The following is a 22,219-nucleotide window of genomic DNA, read 5'->3' on the forward strand; positions in this document are numbered from 1 at the left end:
TGGAGCGATCGCGCGTAAATTATTGCTGACACCTATTTCCCCAAATAATACAACTGTAGAAAAAATTCCCACCACTATCGAGTCAGTCATCCCCAATCTAAAATCGTCCGACACTTCGGCAAACAAGCGCGACCGCGCTGGCGACTTGTTAGTCAGCGTTTTGTGAGCCAGCGCAGCCGTCGCAGTCTAAAATCTCAAATTAATAGGACTTTTGTGCGATCGAGGCTGAATAAGTCGATCGCACCGAACTTGAGCGATCGGCTGGACTCGCTGTCAACGAATTACGCTATACTATTTTGGTGGATACAGTAATTGCGAAAATGAAATCAATTTCAAAGTTCAAATCAACTGAAAATTTGAAATTTTGGTAACTTTCGCCAAACTAACTACTAACTTTTAACTATTACCAAGAAGAATGGGTTTAAACCCTCCTCCTTCTATGGGGAAATAAAACAAAATCATTCACTGTTTCAATCCTCTTCCTTTTATGGAGAGGTAGCCCAAGCAGTCTGTCAACTGACGACTGTCAACGGAGAAGGCAGGCACGGGGGCACTGCCCCTACTGACAACTATCAACTGTCAACTGTTAACTAAGAGAGGGCAGGCACCGGGCACTACCCCAACTGTCAACTGTCAACTGTCAACTGTCAACTGTCCCAGGTCAACTGTCAACTGTCCCAGGTCAACTGTCAAACGTCAACTGTCAACTGTCAACTGTCCCAGGTCAACTGAACTATGCCGTTAATTCGCGTTCCCAAACCTTGGGAAATTCTCGACTCAGAAATTACCTCAGAAACAGCCTTTCTCAACCGCCGCCGTTTCATGACCAATTTAATTGGCGCCGGCGTAACGGCTTCGCTGCTACCGCTTGCAGGATGTCAAAGCACTGACAGCTCAAAAACTGCTCTAGAAAAAAGCTCAACCCAAGCATATTCAGACTTAAAGCGGAATTCTGCCTTTGCGAAAGTCGATCGGGCAATTACCGATGAAGCGTTAGCTACCAAATATAACAATTTTTACGAGTACGGAGGCACAAAATCTATTTGGCAAGCCGCCCAAGCTTTACCAACCGAAAACTGGAAAGTAGAAGTAACTGGCTTAGTCAAAAATCCCCGCACCTACGATATAGACGACCTCCACAAAAAATTTCCCATCGAAGAACGAGTGTATCGATTTCGCTGCGTAGAAGCCTGGGCAATGGTAGTTCCTTGGGTCGGATTTCCCATGAAATTACTCATGGCTGATGTCGAACCGCAATCGAATGCTAAATTTGTGCGCTTCACCTCATTTTACGATTCAAAAATCACTCCCGGCCCTGGTTTGATGTCGCAATTTTATCCTTGGCCTTACACCGAAGGTATGCGGATTGAGGAAATGGCCAACGATTTAGCATTTTTTGCCACAGGATTGTACGGGCGGCGGCTGCCCAAGCAAAATGGGGCGCCGCTGCGGCAGGTGATTCCGTGGAAATACGGTTTTAAGGGCGCAAAGTCGATCGTTAAAATTGAATTTGTAGAAAAACAGCCCGCTACTTTTTGGAATACCATCGGCCCCAACGAATACGCTTTTGAAGCCAATGTCGAACCCGACAAACCGCATCCCAGATGGTCACAAGCCAGCGAACGGGTAGTCGGGCCCGGTAACAGTTGGTCGTGGGAAACTCGCCCAACTTTGCCCTATAACGGTTACGGCGAATATGTGGCGAGTCTTTACACCTAAGGCGGCAGTTGCAACGGCTTCTTATCCAAGGAAGTCCACTACAAGTGGACTCAAAAATAAAATGTAATTTCAACCGCCCACTTTGCAAATCGCTTGGAGTGGGTTTTGTCTTTATAGACGCGGGTGCAACAGCCGTTTTCTGTGAATTGTCAGAATTCAATAAAATCGGATCTAACTCTAGACTACGTCAGTCTCGACTGACATTAATTTGTTCTAAATAAAAAGGAAAATATCCAATGCTTGAAATTCCCGGCATTCAAATATTAAATAAAATACACGAAAATTCTATTTCAACAGTTTATCGAGGCATCAGAGAACAAAATCAACAGCCAATTATTCTCAAACTGCTCAACGAAGATTATCCAACTCCCAGCGAAATAGTCCGCTACCGACAGGAATACAAAATTCTTCAAATCCTCAACCTTCCAGGAGTCATCAAAGCCTACGACTTACAAAAATATCGCAACACTCTCCTTCTAATCTTAGAAGATTTTGGCGGTTTCTCATTGAAACAAATGCAGGAACAGCAAAGCTTTAGCCTGTCTGAATTTCTCAATATCGGCATTCAAGCCGCCGCAATATTAGGACAAATTCACGCAGCAAACATCATCCACAAAGACATCAACCCCGGCAACATTATTCTCAACCCAGCCACAGGAAAAATCCAAATTATTGACTTCGGAATTTCCACCCTGTTAACCCGAGAAACTCCCACCATAAAAAATCCCAATTTTTTAGAAGGAACTTTAGCCTACATTTCGCCAGAACAAACCGGGAGAATGAACCGTTCCCTAGATTACCGTACAGATTTTTATTCCCTCGGCATTACTTTTTACGAACTCCTAACCAACCAATTGCCTTTTGAGACCAAAGATGCAATGGAATTGGTACACTCTCACATTGCCAAACAGCCATTACCCATCGACAAAATCAATCCACAAATTCCTCCGGCTGTGTCAGCAATAGTCATGAAACTTTTAGAAAAAACTGCTGAAAACCGTTACCAAAGTGTTTGGGGAATTCAAGCAGACTTAGAAGAATGTCTGCGTCAATTACAGACAACAGGAACTATTTCAGAGTTTCCTTTAGCTAAACAAGATATTTCCGATCGATTTCAAATCCCTCAAAAACTATACGGGCGGGTGGCGCCAGTCCAGGCTTTACTAGCAGCATTCGAGCGAGTTGCGAACCCACAACATAGTTTTTCTGGAAGCGAAATGATGCTAGTTGCCGGTTATTCCGGTATGGGGAAATCATCGCTGGTACAAGAAATTTACAAACCAATTACTGAAAAACGCGGCTATTTTATTTCCGGCAAATTTGACCAATTTCAGCGCGATATTCCCTATTCAGGGATTATTAGCGCTTTCTCGGGATTGGTGCGACAACTGCTAACCGAAAGTTCCGCAAAACTCGATGAGTGGCGCACTAAACTTTTAATTGCATTGGGTGCAAACGGTCAAGTAATTATTGAGGTAATTCCCGAAATAGAATTAATTATTGGCAAACAGCCCCAGGTAGCAGAGTTGAGACCAAATGAAGCGCAAATTCGTTTCTATTTTGTCTTTGAAAAATTTATTCGCGTGTTTTGTTCGGCGGAACATCCCCTGGTGATTTTTCTCGATGATTTGCAGTGGGTAGATGCAGCTACTCTCAATTTAATTCAATTGATGGTAGTGGATAGTGATACACAATATTTATTGCTGATTGGAGCCTATCGAGACAATGAAGTCAGCGCCCATCATCCCTTAATGATTACTGTGGATGAAATGCAAAAAGAAGGCGCTATAATTGATTTTATTTATTTAGCTAATTTAACAATTAAAGATATTAGTAATTTGATAGCTGACACTGTGTATAGCGATGCTATATCTGTGCAATCTTTGGCTGAATTGGTGCTATGCAAAACTAATGGCAATCCGTTTTTTGTCAATCAATTTCTCAAAATGCTGCATTCTGAGAAATTGATTGAGTTTAGTTTCCTAGAATATTCCGAGCCATCTATTCGGGAACCAGAGACTCTAAAAAATAGAGTTTGTGTAGGATTCTGGCAGTGGGATATTGCTCAGATAAAAGCAATGGATATCACTGACAATGTGGTAGATTTGATGGTAAAAAAAATAAAAAAGTTGCCGGAGACAACTCAAAACATTTTACGTTTTGCAGCTTGTGCTGGGGCATCTTTTGACTTAACTACTTTAGCAAAAATTTGTGAAAAATCCCCAGATTTGGTTTTTTCAGATTTGAAGCCCGCACTGGAAGCTGGTTTGATTTTTCCGGTGTCTGAGTTGGATATTGAACTGTTGTTTGAAGAGTATAAGTTTTTGCACGATCGCGTCCAACAAGCAGCTTATGCTTTGATTGACGAAGGGCAGAAAAAAGCGGTTCATTTGCAAATCGGTCGGTTGTTATTGGATAATAGCGGTGATGAAAATTTGTCGGAGGAGCTTTTTGAAATTGTCGATCAGTTAAATCTAGCGGCAGGAAAGGCGATAGGGGCGATCGCAGGGGAGTTGCCGTTGGGGATCGATCGCACGGAAAGAGATAAAATTGCCAAACTTAATCTTTTGGCTGGGAAAAAAGCCAAAGCTGCTACAGCTTATGCGGCTGCTGTCAAGTATGTCTGTTTTGGGATCGAACTTTTGGCTGCGGATAGCTGGGAAACTGAATATAATTTGACGCGAGAGTTGTATCTGGAAGCTGCGGAATTGAATTATCTGATTGGCAATTTCGAGCAATCGCAATTCTTGATTAATTTAGCACTGTCGCACTTGCAATTGGCGGTGGAAAAAGCGGAATTTTTCGATCGCCTAATTACGCTGCATACCATGCTGGGGGAATACGAGGAAGCAATTGAGTTTGGGCGCCAAGGCTTGCGTTTGTTGGGGGTTGAGTTGCCCGAAAAGCGGTTGCAGCAAGCTTGCAAAGCCGAATTTGCCCAAGCAACAGCACAATTGGGCGATCGGGAAATTGGTACTTTGCTGCACCTACCGGAAATGAAGATTTCGGAAAAAAGAACCGCGATGAAACTTCTGGATAAAATTATTCCCGCGAGTTTATTTTCCAATCCGATACTTTACCAATTAGTTGTTACAAAATCTGTCAATCTTTCTCTAAAATACGGCCCGGTACCGGAATCATCTTACAGCTATGCTTGCTACGGCTTGGTGTTGTCGGCTGCGATGGCTGATTATCGCTCGGGATACGAGTTTGGGATGTTAGCTCTCAATTTGAGCGATCGCTTTCACGATTTGACGCAAAAATGCAAGGCATCGGAAATGCTTGTGGCTCATTTAAATCACTGGATACAACCTCTGAAACTGTCGGATTCGATTAGCCATAATGGCTATCAAGCCGGCTTAGAATCCGGTGAATTGCAATTTGCTGGTTACATTCAGCTTTACAAATTGATGTATTCTATCCCCCAGGGCAAAAATCTCGAATCTCTGCGTGTAGAAGTGTGGAATTTTTTGCTATTTAACTTTAAAACTAACAATCAAATTGCTACTGATTACTTACTAGGCTGTCAGATAGCTTTGTTTAATTTACTGGGAGAAACTTCTAATTGTGAGGTATTTTCTAATGGTGAAATTAGCGAAGGACAATATTTAGATCGGTGTGCGGATCGCGGCAGTTTTTTGGCAATCTGCGGCTATCAAATTTTGAAATGCCAGGTTTTGTATTTGTACGGAGAGTATGCAGCAGCTTTCACCTATGCTGTGGAAGCTGAGAAAAAATTGAGTTTGGCGATCGGCACAATTATTGTAGCCGAACATAATTTTTATTATTCCCTAATTTTAACTGCGCTTTACCCGCAAGCTTCCAAGGGCGATCGCCAAAAATACCTGAGAAAGCTCAAAGCCAACCAAAAACAGATGAAAATCTGGGCTGATAGCTGTCCGGAGACCTTTGAGCATAAATACTTATTGGTAGCTGGGGAGATGGCGCGGATTGGGGGTAAGGAGATGGAGGCGATCGATTTGTACGATCGATCTATTGCTTCAGCCAGAGATGGCTATTTTATCCAAAATGAAGCATTAGCAGCAGAATTAGCAGCCAATTTCTGGCTGAGCAAAGGTAAAGCAGAATTTGCCGAAATTTACCTAAAAAAAGCGCACTACAACTATCTAATTTGGGGCGCCAAACGCAAACAAGAAAAGTTAGAAGCAACTCACCCAAAATTATTAATAAAATCCACATCAGAAACTCAATTTCATGATGCCAGTACAGTAACTATAGCCAGCCAATTAAACACCCCTGGTTTAGGAAGTTCAGCTTTAGATTTGGCTGCGGTAGTGAAAGCCAGCCAAGCCATTTCTGGCGAAATCCTCTTGGATAAGTTGCTAGCTTCTTTGATGAAAATACTGATTGAAAATGCCGGAGCAGAACGAGGCTATTTAATTTTCCATTCGTCCTCAGATTCTGCCAACAACAATTCCGGGGAATTGCTAATCGAAGCTGCGGGTGCGATCGATTCCGACAACATTGCGGTATTGCAGTCAATTTCCATCGATAATAACTTGCCAGTATCGATTGTTAATTATGTTGCCCGTACAGGAGAGACTGTAGTTTTAAACAAAGCATTTGCCAGCAAAAATTTTAACAGCGATCCGTATATTAAACAGCATCAAAACAAATCAATCTTGTGCGCGCCACTCCTGAACCAAGGTCAACTTATCGGCATAATTTACTTAGAAAACAACCTAATCGCTGGAGCATTTACATCAGACAGATTAGAACTGCTAAAAGTCTTATCGGCTTCGGCAGCCATCTCCATTGAAAATGCCAGACTTTATACTAATTTAGCAGATTCCAACCGCACCTTAGAAACAAAAGTAGAAGAACGCACATCGGAGCTCGCTCTTGCGAAGAAAAAAGCCGAAGTAGCCAACGAAGCTAAGAGCAGCTTTTTAGCCAACATGAGCCACGAATTGCGCTCTCCCCTCAACGCCATCCTCGGCTTTTCTCAAATCATGCTCCGCAGCCAAAATCTACCCAAAGAGCATCAAGATAATGTCGCAATTATTACTCGCAGTGGTGACCATTTACTAACTTTAATAAACCAGGTTTTAGATTTGTCAAAAATTGAATCTGGTCGGACTATTCTCAATTATAAAAATTTTGATTTGTATCAGTTTATGGACGATCTTGAAGATATGTTCCATATCAAAGCTGACGAGAAACAACTGCAATTAATAGTAGAATCTAGCTCCGATGTTCCCAGATATGTGCGCGCAGATGAAGTCAAATTGCGACAAGTTTTAATCAATTTGATTGGCAACGCTCTCAAATTTACTCAACAAGGAGGAGTTTCAGTAAAAGTGAATCTTAAACCAGAGGCAAGCAGGCTAAAGCCAAATAAAATTGTTGATATTATGGAGAATAGGGAAAATTTAAATATTCCAGCAAATCAGAGTCTTGAAAAATCTAAAATTAGCCTCCCACAAAATCCTAACGATTTAGATTCTGCATCTTCCTGCTTTCTGAATTTTGCAATCTCCGACACTGGCCCCGGTATTGCTGCCGATGAATTAGATAGTCTTTTTGAAGCTTTTGTGCAAACCCAAACTGGCAAAAACTCCCAAGAAGGAACTGGCTTGGGACTGCCAATCAGCCGCAATTTTGTAGAGTTAATGGGTGGCAAGATGAGTGTCTATTCAGAATTGGGAGTCGGAACAACTTTTGTATTCGATACTAAAATTAGTTTGATTGATTCCAGGGAAATAGAAGGCAAAAAAACGGCGGTACAAGTGATTTGCCTCGCACCGAATCAACCTAAGTATCGCATTTTGATTGTTGATGACAAACCCAGCAATAATTTGCTGCTGTTCAAACTCCTTTCTCCCCTCGGTTTTGAACTCAGAGAAGCTTGTAACGGCCAAGAAGCTGTTGAAATTTGGAATGATTGGGAACCGCATTTAATTTTAATGGATATGAGAATGCCAGTGATGGACGGGTATGAAGCTACAAAACAAATCAAAGGGACTGTTAAAGGTCAAGCTACTGCAATTATTGCTGTAACTGCTAGTGTTTTAGAAGAAGAAAGAGCGGTTGTTTCTTCAGCAGGATGTGATGATTTTATCCGCAAACCGTTCCGGGAAGTAGATATATTTGATGCGCTGCAAAAACATATTGGGGTAAATTTTATCTATGAGGAACCTGCTAGCAACAAGGATTTGACGAAACTGGATCTCGAGGCTGCTTTGAATCGGTCATCTTTGGCGGATTTGCCTGCTGAATTGTTGGCTGATTTATTGGCAGCTTCCAGTCTCTGTGATATGACTAAAGTTGATAGTTGCATAGAGGAAATTCGCAAGCTTGATGAATCTGTGGCTGAGGCTTTAGCTTTCTTGGCAAATGATTTTGATTACAATCAAATAGTTTCTTTGATTGAAAATTATTAGGTTTGTAGTGAGGACTTCAGTCCTTTCTTTTCTGCGGACTAAAGTCCTCACTACGAACCTTTGTTATTAGGTTTGTAGTGAGGACTTCAGTCCTTTCTTTTCTGCGGACTAAAGTCCTCACTACGAACCTTTGTTATTAGGTTTGTAGTGAGGACTTCAGTCCTTTCTTTTCTGCGGACTAAAGTCCAATGGCACTGAAAATTCACAAACCACCCAGCTTAAACCCTTGTACGATCGTTGTTTTTCAACCGCCGATCCCAACTTTTTCAGTGCCATTGGACTAAAGTCCTCACTACGAACCTTTGTTATTAGGTTTGTAGTGAGGACTAAAGTCCTTTCTTTTTTGCGGACTTTAGTCCTCACTACGAACCTTTGACAAGAAAATCTTGGATTCTTTGCCAAACTCGTTCCAGTAAATCTGGCGCGCTAACATCAAACCATTCAATTTCAGGATATGCTCTAAACCATGTCCGCTGTCTCTTGGCAAATTGCCTTGTGTGCAAAATTGTTAATTCTTTAGCTTCCCCAAGCGTAATGTCGCCAGCTAAATATTGTTTGATTTCCTGATATCCCAGGGTGTTCAACAACGGTAAGTCGCAGCCGTATTTTTTGCACAAATATTCTACTTCAGCCAGCCAACCGCGTTCTAACATTTGTTCGGTGCGCTGTTGGATGCGATCGCCCAAAACATCCATCTCACAGTCCAACCCAATCTGTAGAATAGGATAATTGGGAGGATTTTCGCCTTGCTGTTCGGAAATAGAGCGCCCGGTGACATAAAATACTTCGAGTGCTCTTAAGGTTCTGAATGAATCGTTGATGTGAATTTTCTGGGCGGCCGCGCGATCGACTTGCTGCAACATCGCATAACATTGAGATTGGCCCAGATCCGCAAGTTGCGATCGCAATTCGGGTATCGGCGCTACCCTGGGCATTTTCAAACCCTTGACAATTGATTTGATATATAAGCCTGTCCCTCCCACCAACAACAGCGGAGGAGAAACGGGAAAATCGACATCAGCAATTATTTTTTGAGCTTGCTGCTGGTATTCTGCGAGTGTTAGAGTTTCCGTCGGATCGCAAATGTCAATTAAGTGATGCGGTACAGAAGCGCGATCGATCTTTGTAGGTTTTGCCGTTCCGATGTCAAATTCGCGGTACACTTGACGGGAGTCTGCGCTCAAGATCGAAGATTTCAGTCGATCGGCCACTTCCACAGCCACTCCAGACTTCCCCGTCGCCGTCGCCCCACAAATCGTAATTAATCTAAACATAAGCCGTCGCACACTTAAAAAACATATTGCATTTCCCAAGAAAAACCCTCAAATCCCCGAATCCTCTCTCCCCCCGCTGATTGACGGCGCTACACCTCGTTCATCCCGAAGCGAACTCAAAACTATTCGATATCTGTCCCCCGATAAATTTCCATTCATAATGCGCTAGCATCGCCTTTAACGGTTTTGTGCTATAATTTTTAGGAGTTTTTGCATTTTATGAATTTTGGGGTCTTCAGCCTCATTTTTGGAGCTATTGTTGCATGACTGACACCTACAGCGCCGACCAAATTCAAATTCTCGAAAATCACGAAGCAGTCCGCAAACGACCGGGGATGTACATCGGTAACACTGGTCTGCGAGGACTCCACCATCTAGTTTACGAGGTTGTGGATAATGCGATCGACGAAGGGCTGGCAGGTTACTGCACTCGCATCGAAGTTGAACTGAACGCTGACGGTTCCGTTACCGTGACAGACAACGGCCGGGGCATTCCCACCGAGATTCATCCCAAAACTGGCAAATCATTCTTGGAAGCAGTTTTGACCGTTCTCTGCTTTGTTGGCAGAAGCAGCGATGGCTACAAGGTTTCTGGAGGTCTCCACGGAGTTGGGCTAGCAGTTGTCAATGCTTTGTGTGAATGGTTGCAAGTGACTGTTTGGCGCCAGGAGCAAATTTACAGCCAGCATTTTGAGAAAGGCATCGCAGTTACGCAACTAACAGCTAAACCAAATCCCGAAAACCTCACTGGTACGTCGATTTGTTTCAAGCCAGATGTGGAGATTTTCCACCCTGGTATTGAGTTCGATCGCCCGACTCTCACCTCTTACCTGCGACAGCTTGCTTATCTCAATCCCGGTTTAACAATTATTTTCACTGACAATCGTTCGGAAATACTCGGCAGCACTTCTCCTTCGATCGAAACTTATTGTTACCCCGACGGCATCCGGGAATATGTCGCCTACCTGAACTCCGACGTGGAACCGCTGCACCCAGATATTATTTACCTTCAGGGCGATCGAGATGGCGTGCAAGTAGAAATAGCCTGTCAGTGGCACATTCCGAGGCAAGATAATTCCTACAGCCGACTGTTCGGTTTTGCCAACTGCGTCCAGAATCTCGATGGCGGCACTCACCTTAAGACCTTTCAATTGGCAGTGAGGCCGGTGGTGAGTGCGATCGGCCGCCAACTGGGCAAACTCAAAAATACAGACCCAGTTTTAATGGGGAATGAGGTTTTAGAGTGTGGCTTCACCGCAGTCATTGCCGTTAAATTACCGAATCCCGAGTTTGAAGGTCCGACAAAAAGTCGGCTGGCTAACCCCGAAGTACGAGAAATCGTTAAATCTTTGGTAGAAAAAGAGTTGATGGCATATTTGACAGCCCGCCCGGAAGTTGCAGGGGCGATCGCGCAACAGGCGATCGAAACTCGCGATGCAGTTATGGCTGCACGCCAAGCACGGGAATTGCTGCGACGCCAGAATGGCTATAAAACAGTAATTCGCAACCGCCGGCAACCGGGCGATCGCACTTCTTAACCTTCCGGCTAACAGCCCTGCCACCAAATGTCAATAGCTCCCCAAGTAAAACTACTATGCCGGGTGCGTCCCCCCAATAAATTTCCATTCAGAAAGCCCTAGCATCGCCATTAACGGTTTTGTGCTATAATTTCAGGAGTTTTCCCATTTTAGAAGCTTTTGGGGCTTTAGGCCTCATTATTGGAGCTATTTTTGTATGACCAGCAGCTACAGCGCCGACCAGATTCAAGTTCTCGAAGGTCTCGAAGCAGTCCGCAAACGACCGGGGATGTACATCGGTACCACCGGCCCGCGAGGACTCCACCATCTAGTTTACGAGGTTGTGGACAATTCCATCGATGAGGCGCTGGCTGGCCACTGCACTCACATCGAGGTTGACTTCAACGCCGACGGTTCAGTCACTGTCACAGATGACGGTCGCGGTATTCCTACCGGGATCGTTGCCAAGACTGGCAAATCGGGAATCGAAACAGTAATGACTGTACTGCACGCCGGCGGTAAGTTTGGCGGCGGCGGTTACAAAGTTTCTGGAGGTTTGCACGGTGTAGGTATTTCCGTGGTTAACGCGCTTTCGGAGTGGGTAGAGGTGACGGTTTGGCGCGACCAAAAAGAACATTTGCAGCGCTACGAAAGAGGCTTTCCCGTCAGCGAACTTGTGGCCAAGCCCTGCAAAGGAAATCGCACCGGTACTTCAGTTAGTTTCCTTCCGGACACTCAGATATTTAGCACTGGCATTGAGTTCGATTATGCTACGGTTGCCGGACGCTTGCGAGAGTTGGCTTATTTGAATGCCGGCGCGAAAATTACTTTTGGCGATCGGCGTTTGGAATTGCTCAAAAGTGCCGAACCGCGCGTCGAAACCTATTGTTACGAAGGTGGCATTAAGGAATATGTCACTTACATGAACCGCGAGAAGCAGCCGCTGCACGAAGAGGTGATCTACGTGCAAGGCGAACGCAACAACGTGCACGTGGAAGTGTCTTTGCAGTGGTGCGTTGATGCTTTTAGTGACAACGTTCTCGGTTTTGCCAACAACATTCGGACGATCGACGGCGGTACACACTTAGAAGGTTTGAAGGCTGTTTTGACGCGGACGATGAATTCGATCGCCCGCAAGCGCAACAAAATCAAAGAAAACGAACCCAACCTCGCTGGCGAAAACGTCCGCGAAGGTTTAACAGCCGTGATTTCGGTCAAAGTTCCCGATCCCGAATTTGAAGGCCAAACCAAAACTAAACTAGGAAATACCGAAGTCCGAGGAATAGTTGATTCCTTGGTAGGCGAAGTATTAACCGAATATTTGGAATTTCGGCCCCAAGTAGCAGACGCTATTTTGGAAAAAGCAATTCAGGCATTTAAAGCCGCAGAAGCTGCCCGTCGTGCCCGCGATTTAGTCCGCCGAAAATCCGTCCTAGAATCGTCTCCTTTGCCCGGAAAATTAGCGGACTGTAGCTCCAGAGACCCCGCCCTGTCTGAGATATACCTGGTCGAAGGCGATTCAGCCGGCGGCTGTTTTCTTTCTTCGGAAAAAATATTATTAGCTGATGGCACAACAAAAACCTTCAAAGAGATAGTTGACGAACAAGCAGAAGGTAAAGAACACTTTTGCTACACCATTCGCGAGAGTGGAAACATCGGGTTTGAGCGGATAACCAACGCTCGCATGACTAAAGCAAATGCTGAGGTTATCAAATTGACATTAGACAATGGGGAGACAATCACTTGTACCCCCGACCATCGGTTCATGTTGCGGGATGGCACTTACAAAGCAGCAGCAATGCTGACACCGGACGATTCGTTAATGCCTCTCAACCGCCAGTTGTCTAAAAAGAAGCCAAATGGTCAGGGGCTTAATGGTTACGAAATGGTTTGGAATCCCAACAGCGACAAGTGGATTTACAGTCATCTGTTATCGGATTTCTACAACCTGAAACATGAGGTGTATCAAGCATCTGACGGCAACCACCGCCACCATCTTGATTTCAACAAGCTCAACAACAATCCGACCAATATTCAGCGGCTGCCGGCTCATGAACACTTGGCTTTACACCGCGCCAACCTTGAGAAAACATTGCACAGGCCGGATGTCATTGAAAAGAGCCGTCAAGCTCACATGACTGATGAATTTCGGGCGATGATGAAAGAGCGGATGCAGCAGCCTGAAACCAGGCAAATTCTCTCTGAACAGGCAAAGGCTCAGTGGGAAGATGAAGAGTATAAAGCTTACATGACTAGCAAGTGGCGTGAGTTTTACGACACTAATGAAGCTTATCGCGAGCAAAATAATGAATTGCTCAACCAAGCCCAACAAGAGTATTGGAGTTCCGAAGAAAACCGCTTAGCTCAGTCTCAACGGGTTCGCAATCATTTTGCTAACAATCCTGAAGCGCGGGAGGCTAATTCACAATTGGCCAAAGAACAGTGGCAAAATCAGGATTTGTTGGACTGGCGACGGGAGAAAACTAAGGAACAGTGGACACCGGAGTTTCGCCGCCAACGCAAAGCTGCTTTGGACGAAACTTATTACCGCAAAACTCTGGAAGCATTGAAGACTGTTCATATCAAAATGGGCTGGATGGATGTAGATTATTACAATTCTTATCGCCGCCTGAAGAATGATAAGTCTTTGTTGAAGTACGAGACTTTTTGTAAGCGCTACTTTAATGGTGAAGAATTATATGCTCGCCAAGCGGTTCGTAATTACAACCACCGTGTTGTGAAGATTGAAGCTGTAGAGGAACGGTACGATGTTTACGACATCGAAGTGCCTAACAGCCACAACTTTGCCTTAGGTGCGGGAGTTTTTGTACACAACAGCGCGAAGCAAGGGCGCGATCGACAATTCCAAGCAATTCTGCCTTTGCGCGGTAAAATTCTCAACATCGAGAAAACCGACGACGCCAAAATCTACAAAAATAACGAAATTCAGTCGTTAATTACAGCCCTGGGTTTGGGCATCAAAGGCGAAGAATTCGACCCCGGTCAATTACGGTATCACCACATAGTGATCATGACTGACGCTGACGTAGATGGGGCCCACATCCGCACGCTGTTGCTGACTTTCTTCTACCGCTACCAGCGCGCACTTGTAGAACAAGGTTACATCTATATTGCTTGTCCTCCTCTGTATAAAGTGGAACGGGGACGCAATCACTACTACTGTTACAGCGATCGCGAAATGAACAATCTGATCCGTAACGAATTCCCCGCGAATGCGAACTACACCATCCAGCGGTTCAAAGGTTTGGGCGAAATGATGCCGACGCAGTTGTGGGATACCACGATGAACCCGGAAACTCGGACGCTAAAACGGGTGGAGATTGAAGACGCTGCTGAAGCCGATCGCATCTTTACCATCTTAATGGGCGATCGGGTCGCCCCCCGCCGCGAATTCATCGAAACCTACGGCCCCAAACTCAACCTCCTCGACTTGGACATCTAAGTTAGTTGACAGTTGACAGTTGACAGTTGACAGTTGACAGTTGACAGTTGACAGTTGACAGTTGACAGTTGCTGGCGAGGATGAGTCATTAGTCATTAATTAGTGGCTGATGACTACTGCTTTCCTGTCAACTGACTACTGCTTTCCTGCCAACTGCAACTTTTGTTATAAAAATTAATACAATCTCTCATCAAATTGCTTTAAGGTAAATGCTTAGGTAAATTTTAGATTTTTGGCGCATCCATCAGCTACCACAAAAATAGAAGGTTGGACAATATAGCATGAGCATCAATTTAGCAACAAAATTGCGTGAGGGAACAAAAAAATCTCACACAATGGCAGAAAACGTTGGTTTTGTCAAATGCTTTTTAAAAGGCGTTGTAGAAAAAACTTCTTACCGGAAGTTAGTAGGAAACCTGTACTTTGTCTACTCGGCAATGGAAGAGGAAATGGAACGCCAAAAGCAGCATCCGGTTGTTTCAAAAATTTACTTTTCTGAGTTAAATCGCAAACAAAGTTTAGAGCAAGATTTATTCTACTACTACGGCGCCAATTGGCGGGAACAAGTATCCCCGTCACCAGCAGCTAAAGCTTACGTGCAGCGGATTCTTGAAATCTCGGCTACCGCACCAGAACTGTTAGTAGCTCAGTCTTACACTCGCTACCTAGGCGACTTGTCCGGCGGACAAATCCTCAAGGGAATTGCTCAGCGCGGCATGAATCTTACCGAGGGAGAAGGCACTGCTTTCTACGAATTCCAGGATATTCCTGATGAAAAAGAGTTCAAAGCTAACTACCGTCAGGCAATGAATGAATTGCCGATTGACGAAGCTACAGCAGAGCGCATTGTTGACGAAGCTAATGCAGCTTTTGGCATGAACATGAAGATGTTTATGGAGTTAGAAGGCAATTTGATTAAAGCTGTCGGTCAGATGCTGTTCAATACCCTGACGCGGAAGCGCGGCGGCGGCAGTACCGAATTGGCTACTGCTGATTGAGCTAAACCATCGCAATTTTAGCCTCGTTTCAGAGGAAAATTTTAAATCCCGGGGGTTTGATGGCTGGTTTGACAGTCACCAAAGCTCCGGGATTTTGCATGGCGGGCGATCGACGTTTTAACTGATATCATGGACGGTTGCATCGGAATTAGTATTATCCGAAATCAGGATACGGCACTGCATATCTCCTCTATACAGCATATGACCTGTGTGTGTGGTAGATATAATCTGATGGCAAGTAGGGTGCGTCGCTAGGAGAACATCTGCCGCGTTAGATCCAAGATTTCGCAGCGATGCACCCTACGGATTAACTACCAATTACCAATTACCAATTACCAGAAAGAATTGGTTGAAAGCCTCTGGCTTTGAGGGAGAAATTAAAATTATACTATTCATTACTCCAATCCTCGGACTTATAGGCAGAGGTCGCTCTCCCATGGTCAACTGTCAACTGTCAACTGTCAACTGTCAACTGTTGAACAATTACCTTCCCATACCCCGATTTGGTGGCTCATCCGGTACAGGCAAAGAAGTTGGTCTTACCTGGCGCTCCAAATACTTGCTCAAAGCGTAAGCGATATCGCCGCGAGTCATCGGCTTTAAAGGATTAATTTTATTAGTTCCGACTTCAAAATTCACAAACCCTTCATACAGTGCAGTAGCCATAGACTTTCTAGCCCAACTAGGAATTTCCCCTGCATCTGGATACCTAGCTAAAATCTCGGCAACGGTGGCGTCTGGAAACTGAAAAACCCCATAAGCTTGAGCAAAAATCGCCAAAGACTCAGCGCGAGTCACCCTTTGATTTGGGAAAAACATTCCGTCGCGATATCCACTCATAGTTCCCGTTTTCAAAGCAGTTTGAATCGCACTGTAAGCCCAGTAGCTTTTAGGTACGTCGGGCAATTCCATATCCGGTTTCTGAGCTGTTTTCCGCCGTTCCAAACCAAAAGTTTTCAGTAAAATTACCGCCAAATCTGCGCGACTGATAATGCTTTCAGCATTAAAATTGCCGCTAGAATCTTTATTCATCAATCCTGCATTGACAACCCGGTCGATCGGGTCAATTATTTGTTGAGATTGAACCACCGTTGGCACTCCTTGCGCTAGCGCGATCGCAAAAAAAACACAGACTAACTTTTTCACGATTTTAATCCTTTGTGCTGCTCAAACAATTATTCAAGCAGCAGCAATATTTTCTCCGGTTCCATCGGTATGATTCTGAGATTTCGACCGCAGGCTAAATAGCGGGATTTCATATTAAAATCAAATCTTTGCTTCCGGCAAAGCGCCCTGCATTTTACCCAACCAATCAATCAAATTATCCAACTGCTTTTCGGCGCTCAAAACAGCCATTCCGCGAATAGTAACCTTCCCCTTGCTGTAGACAAAACGAGAATGTAAATGTTCTGGTAAATTAGCCTTGAGCAAATTCCAAGCTGGTTCCTCCATCGGCGTTTCCAAAACAATGTGCTGCTTATTTTCCGGTTTGATCCGAGAAAAACCGATTTGCTTGGCAATTTGTTTGAGTTCGACAACACGAATCAGTTGCTGCGCCGGTAGAGGAATCTGCCCGTAACGATCGCACCAATCGGCCCGAATCTGTTGCAACTCTTCCAGAGTATTCGCAGAAGCCACAGACCGATAAGCGCTCATCTTTTGATCCAGGTCTCCAATATAATCGGCAGGAATAAACGCCGTCAAACTGAGGTCGATTTGTGCATCCTCAACCTTCGGAATTTCCTGACCCTTAATTTCGCGAATAGCCTCCTCTAACATTTCAGCATACAAATCAAAACCGATCGCCTCCATTTGACCAGACTGTTCCGTACCCAACACATCACCAGAGCCCCGAATTTCCATATCCCGGACAGCCAACTGATAGCCAGAACCCAACTGCGCGAACTCTTGAATAGCCCGCAGCCGCTGCCTTGCAGCATCCGACAGTTGGTTTTGCTTCGGATAAAACAGCCAAGCGTGAGCTTGAATCCCCGCACGTCCCACCCGCCCGCGCAACTGGTACAACTGACCCAAACCAAACTTCTGGGCGTCCTCAATCAAAATTGTATTGACACGGGGAATATCCAAACCCGACTCAATAATCGTAGTGCACACCAAAATATCAAACTCTGCCGCACTGAAAGTCAGCATGATCGATTCTAGTTCCGCAGCATCCATTTGACCGTGGGCGATCGCAATTCTCGCCCCCGGAACCATTGTTTGCAACGTATCCGCCAACTCATCAATCCCCTCAATCCGAGGTACAACATAAAAAACCTGACCGCCCCTGTCCAACTCTTGACGAATTGCAGTCCGCACCACCTCCAAATCGTAGGGCGCCAAATGAGTTTGAATCGGGCGGCGGCTGGGCGGCGGAGTCGAAATCAAACTCATTTCCCGAATCCCCGACAGTGACATATAGAGAGTTCGGGGAATCGGAGTCGCCGTCAGAGTCAAAACATCTACCTCGGTTTTGAGAGATTTAATCGCTTCCTTTTGTTTCACCCCAAACCGCTGTTCTTCATCCACTACCAACAAACCCAAATCCCGAAATTTAATCGCTTTACTCAAAACAGATTGAGTACCGACAATCACATCTAACTCCCCAGTTGCTAACCGCTTGTGAATTTCCCGGCGTTCAGTTTCTGTGCGGAAGCGGTTGAGCAAACCAACTTCGATCGGATAAGGGGAAAAACGCTCTGAGAGCGTGTGATAGTGTTGTTGGGTCAAAATTGTCGTCGGCGCCAGCATTGCCACCTGCTTGCCCGCTGTAATTGCCTTAAAAATAGCTCTCAGAGCAACTTCCGTCTTGCCGAAACCGACATCGCCGCAGACCAAGCGATCCATCGGTCGATCGCCCTCCATGTCACGTTTCACATCCAGAGTAGCCTTCAACTGATCCGGCGTTGGTTGGTAGGGGAAAGAATCCTCTAACTCTTGCTGCCAAGGCATATCAGGAGGAAAAGCATAACCCTGTTGCTTAGCTCTTTTAGCGTAAAGATTCAGCAAATCTACCGCTACTTTCTTAACAGCTTTGCGAACTTTTGCTTTAGTTTTTTCCCAAGTTTGACCGGTCAACTTGTTGAGATCCGGCACTTTATCGCCGACAGTCCGAAACCGCGACAGCGCGCCCAATTGATCCGCCGCGACTCTGAGAGTACCGTCAGCGTATTGCAACACCAAATATTCGCGAGTTTCCCGATCGATCGTCAAGCGTTCCAATTTGAGAAACTTGCCCACTCCGTGCTGGCGGTGAACCACATAATCGCCCGGACTCAGCTTGTTCGGGTCAACCTTTTTAGAAGTGGCGCGGCGGCGCTTGCGAACGTAGCTAAATGTAGCGAGAGAATGCTGACCGTAGAATTCCCGATCGCTAATTAAAACAATCCGAAAAGTCGGCAGAACAAACCCTTCCAACTCTGCCAGCCCGCTGTACTTCAAAGCTACCGGAATATGCTGCAACTGCAACTTGTCGATCGCCAAAAAGTCGCGCGGATTCACCACAAACTGAGCCGGACAGTCGTGTTCCGACAGCAGAGAGACCGATCGACTCGGTTGAGCCGAAACCAGAAACACCGTAAAACCCCGATCGCGCTCTTCCCGGAGCATTTGAGACAGCTTCGCAAATTGGTGAGGCATCACCGGCACAGGCCTGCTGGACAAATTAACCGCAGGCGGTAGCTGCTCGCCCCCGGAGGAGCTTTTAATTTTTTGAGTAGTAGAATCTTCTGCTAATTCTGAAAGTTCTAGCCTGTCAAAAGCTGCGACATCTGCGATCGATTCTGCAAAAGTGCGGTGAATTTTCGGAACCTTCAGATTCGCAATTGGCAATCTTGGCGTTTCACCCTCAACAACTTCTGATTCTCGATTGCAACTTTCCCATTGTTCCTGGGCATTTTCAAACCAGCGGTTGCTGTGACCTTCACATCCTTGCGGTTCGTCAATTACAACTAAAGTATTTTCTGGCAAATAATTCAACAAACAAGCTGGTTTCTCGAACGCTAAACCTAACAGCCTGCGGACATATTTTTCTGCTTCTTTTTCTAAATCAACAGAGTCTATTTTGTGCGTTTTGTCAAGATTATTTTCAGATAAAACTGCCTTAATAATTGCGTTAAAGCTAGTAGGAGTTAAAACTAATCGATCGACCTTATCGAGCGATCGCTGGTTGGAAGGATCGAACTCGCGCAGTTGATCCAAAGTATCCCCGAACCATTCCAGCCGCACCGGCAACTCCGCCGCCACCGGAAACACATCGACAATATCGCCCCGGCGACTCCACTGGCCCTCAGTTTCCACCAAAGTCACCCGATCGTACCCCATCGAGACAAGTTGGCGGTCAAGTATTTTCGAGTCTTGAACTTCGCCTCGTTTCAGCGTCAGACAGTACGGTTCAAAGGCACTTTGAGGTGGCAAGTGAGGCTGGAGAGCTCTTTCTGTAGCCACAATCGCGATCGGCTTAGAATTCGTGGCACTGGTTTCTTCCTTGTCCACCAAATCCGCCAGCACCTGCATTTGCCCCCAGGTCATTTCGTTCTCGTCGGAGTAAGATAGCTCATAGGGCGAAGCTTCCGAAGTTGGGTAAAAATGTACAGTTTGCCAGCCCATCGCCTCTAATTGAGCTACCCAGCGGCCGGCTTCTTCCAGAGTTGCTGTCACGGCTAAGAGGTTTCGCCCCTCTTGTTGTGCGAGGGCGGAAGCTACTAAACCTTTGGGTAAGCGGGCGATGCCGTTAAGTTGCAGGCAGTGATGCCGTTTGAGCTTGTTGAGAAGTTCTGTTGCTAGGGGCGATCGCCCCAATGTCCGAATTATCGAAGAGAAAGTCATGCGCTGTTAATTATTATCCCCGATGGGCGAAGGCTCTTCCCGGCTGCTGATTAAGGAAGATTGTACGACAAACATCTATCATTGTGCCGATCGGCTGTTGGCAGTTCAACTGCACTGCGGGTAGATTTCTGTTAGAAGCTTTATGTAAATATCTCGAACTTGCGATCGAAATGAGCCCGTTCCGTTAATCTAGGGACAGGTTGACAACAATTTCGATTTTTGCGATCGAGATTGGCAGCTTCCGGGATTATGCTTTAAGCGGGCAGTGCGCTTCGCCTTTACTAACGATAAATTGAGAAATGTCCCCAAGTACCGACCTTCTGATTGTTCTCCTGCTAGTTTTGCTCAATGGCGTGTTTGTGATGTCAGAGATGGCCATCATCTCAGTACGGAAAGTGAGACTGCAACAGATGGCTAACCAGGGTTCGAGGAATGCCCGTGTAGCTTTGGATCTGGCTAATGCCCCCAATCAGTTCTTGCCGACAGTTCAAATCGGAATTACCCTGCTGGCTATCCTGTCGGGCGCTTTTGGAGAAACCACGATTTCTAAAAGACTAGAGCCTTTGTTGCGCTTGATACCGGCTTTAGCGCCCTACGCTCAGCCGATCGCCTCAGTCCTCGCAATTTTAACCATAACTTATCTCACCATAATTATCGGCGAACTCGTGCCGAAGCGGCTGGCCCTCAACAACCCCGAGCCGATCGCCTCTAGTGTCGCTCTTCCCATGCGAATGCTCTCAAAAATTGGCGCTCCTGCCGTGTATCTTTTAAGTTATTCCACGGAATTAGTGCTGCGAATCATGGGGATTTCGCCTTCTACAGAACCCCAAGTTACAGAGGAAGAAATCAAAGTTTTAATCGAGCAAGGAACCGAAGCCGGAACCTTTGAAGAAGCCGAACAGGACATGGTAGAAAGAGTGTTCCGTTTGGGCGATCGGCGAGTCAGCGCTTTAATGACACCGCGACCAGATCTGACTTGGCTCGACCTCGACGACTCAGTAGAAGAAAACCGCCAAAAAATGCTTGGTAGCGGTCATTCCCGATTTCCAGTTTGTCAGGGTGGACTCGATAATGTTGTCGGTTTGGTACACGTTACCGATATGTTGTCTCGCACTTTAACAGGTCAACCCCTCGATTTAAGTGCTTCTTTGCGGAGACCTTTATTTGTACCCGAAAGTACGCGCGGTTTAAAAGTCTTAGAGCTTTTCAAGCAATCTAGCAATCAACTTGCCTTGGTAGTAGACGAATACGGCGTCATTCAAGGATTGGTGACAGTCAACGACATTTTAGTCGAATTAGTTGGCGAATTTCCCTCGGTTGAAGATGCCGACGAACCGCAAGCCGTGCAGCGCGAAGATGGTTCTTGGCTGTTAGACGGAATGCTCCCAGTCGAGGATTTCTTTGAACTGTTTGGAATTGAAGAAGTCTCTTCAGAAAATAGGGGAAGTTACCACACAATGGGCGGTTTTGTGATTACAAATTTGGGCAAAATTCCGGCGGCGGCAGAGCATTTTGAATGGAACAGCTTGCGCGTCGAAGTCGTCGATATGGACGGAAACCGAGTTGATAAGATTTTGGTAATGCCGATCGACTCCACGGGCGATCTGGCTAAAACCCAAGCAAAAACCTAAAAGCCATGTAATTTTAATCGATCGAGATAATACCCATAGGGGCGGGTTCACCAATCATTATCGCCGGAAACAAACAATCTCAAAAACCCGCCCCCACCCAGCGATAATATTATGTCCGGTCAATTACCATAACAATGAAAGTCCGGAAAAGCGGACTTCAGTCCGCATAATACGGACTGAAGTCCGCACTACAAACCCATTTTATTGCGGTTAACCGACCGGACATGATATCAATTATCACCTACATTTAGAAATTAAATATAAATATCAGGTTGACATAAATTATTGGTGGGGTGGGGGCGGGTTTTTATACATTGTTGGTTATCGTTATATATTGTTGGTGAACCCGCCCTACGAGTTCGCAAATCGTACCATCAATAACAATC

Annotated in this window: 10 protein-coding genes; 7 read left to right on the forward strand and 3 right to left on the reverse strand. The window is 45.5% G+C overall.

Features of this window, described 5'->3' with window-relative positions; genetic code table 11:
* The first annotated feature begins 162 nt into the window (after nt 1-162).
* The 3 genes from QZ918_RS02595 (at nt 163) to QZ918_RS02605 (ending at nt 8,123) form a co-directional block, all read left to right on the forward strand.
* Nucleotides 163-312, forward strand: a complete 150-nt coding sequence (locus QZ918_RS02595; protein WP_293330703.1) for a hypothetical protein — start codon at nt 163-165, stop codon at nt 310-312.
* 423 nt (nt 313-735) lie between these two features.
* The gene (gene msrP / locus QZ918_RS02600; protein WP_293330705.1) at nt 736-1,719 is read left to right on the forward strand and encodes a protein-methionine-sulfoxide reductase catalytic subunit MsrP; all 984 of its coding nucleotides are present in this window, start codon (nt 736-738) and stop codon (nt 1,717-1,719) included.
* Nucleotides 1,720-1,955: 236 nt separating this feature from the next.
* Nucleotides 1,956-8,123: an AAA family ATPase gene (locus QZ918_RS02605; protein WP_293330707.1), complete on the forward strand. Its 6,168-nt coding sequence runs from the start codon at nt 1,956-1,958 to the stop codon at nt 8,121-8,123.
* A 362-nt stretch (nt 8,124-8,485) separates the two neighbouring features.
* Here the strand turns inward: QZ918_RS02605 and miaA are convergent, their stop codons facing one another.
* Nucleotides 8,486-9,397, reverse strand: coding sequence for a tRNA (adenosine(37)-N6)-dimethylallyltransferase MiaA (miaA, locus tag QZ918_RS02610; protein ID WP_293330709.1), 912 nt, complete (start codon nt 9,395-9,397; stop codon nt 8,486-8,488).
* A 263-nt stretch (nt 9,398-9,660) separates the two neighbouring features.
* On the opposite strand from miaA, the gene QZ918_RS02615 reads away from it, so the two are divergent.
* From QZ918_RS02615 to QZ918_RS02625, 3 genes are all read left to right on the forward strand, one after another.
* Entirely contained in the window at nt 9,661-10,935 is a 1,275-nt protein-coding gene (locus tag QZ918_RS02615) for an ATP-binding protein (RefSeq protein ID WP_293330712.1), read from the forward strand.
* 196 nt (nt 10,936-11,131) lie between these two features.
* Complete coding sequence (gene gyrB / locus QZ918_RS02620; RefSeq protein WP_293330714.1) at nt 11,132-14,377, forward strand: DNA topoisomerase (ATP-hydrolyzing) subunit B; 3,246 nt, start codon at nt 11,132-11,134, stop codon at nt 14,375-14,377.
* A gap of 281 nt (nt 14,378-14,658) precedes the next feature.
* Nucleotides 14,659-15,375: a biliverdin-producing heme oxygenase gene (locus QZ918_RS02625; protein ID WP_293330716.1), complete on the forward strand. Its 717-nt coding sequence runs from the start codon at nt 14,659-14,661 to the stop codon at nt 15,373-15,375.
* Between the two features lie 483 nt (nt 15,376-15,858).
* On the opposite strand, the gene QZ918_RS02630 is transcribed toward QZ918_RS02625, so the two are convergent.
* Nucleotides 15,859-16,521 carry an S-layer homology domain-containing protein gene (locus QZ918_RS02630; RefSeq protein WP_293150209.1) on the reverse strand — a complete coding sequence of 221 codons (663 nt, stop codon included), beginning with the start codon at nt 16,519-16,521 and terminating at the stop codon, nt 15,859-15,861.
* A 120-nt stretch (nt 16,522-16,641) separates the two neighbouring features.
* Complete coding sequence (mfd, locus tag QZ918_RS02635; RefSeq protein WP_293330718.1) at nt 16,642-20,202, reverse strand: transcription-repair coupling factor; 3,561 nt, start codon at nt 20,200-20,202, stop codon at nt 16,642-16,644.
* 299 nt (nt 20,203-20,501) lie between these two features.
* Here mfd and QZ918_RS02640 point away from each other — a divergent pair, with 299 nt between their 5' ends.
* Nucleotides 20,502-21,833, forward strand: a complete 1,332-nt coding sequence (locus tag QZ918_RS02640) for a hemolysin family protein (protein WP_293330720.1) — start codon at nt 20,502-20,504, stop codon at nt 21,831-21,833.
* Nucleotides 21,834-22,219: the final 386 nt, after the last annotated feature.

It is taken from the genome of Microcoleus sp. CAWBG58, from assembly GCF_020883045.1.
In the GTDB taxonomy this organism is placed as follows: domain Bacteria; phylum Cyanobacteriota; class Cyanobacteriia; order Cyanobacteriales; family Microcoleaceae; genus Microcoleus.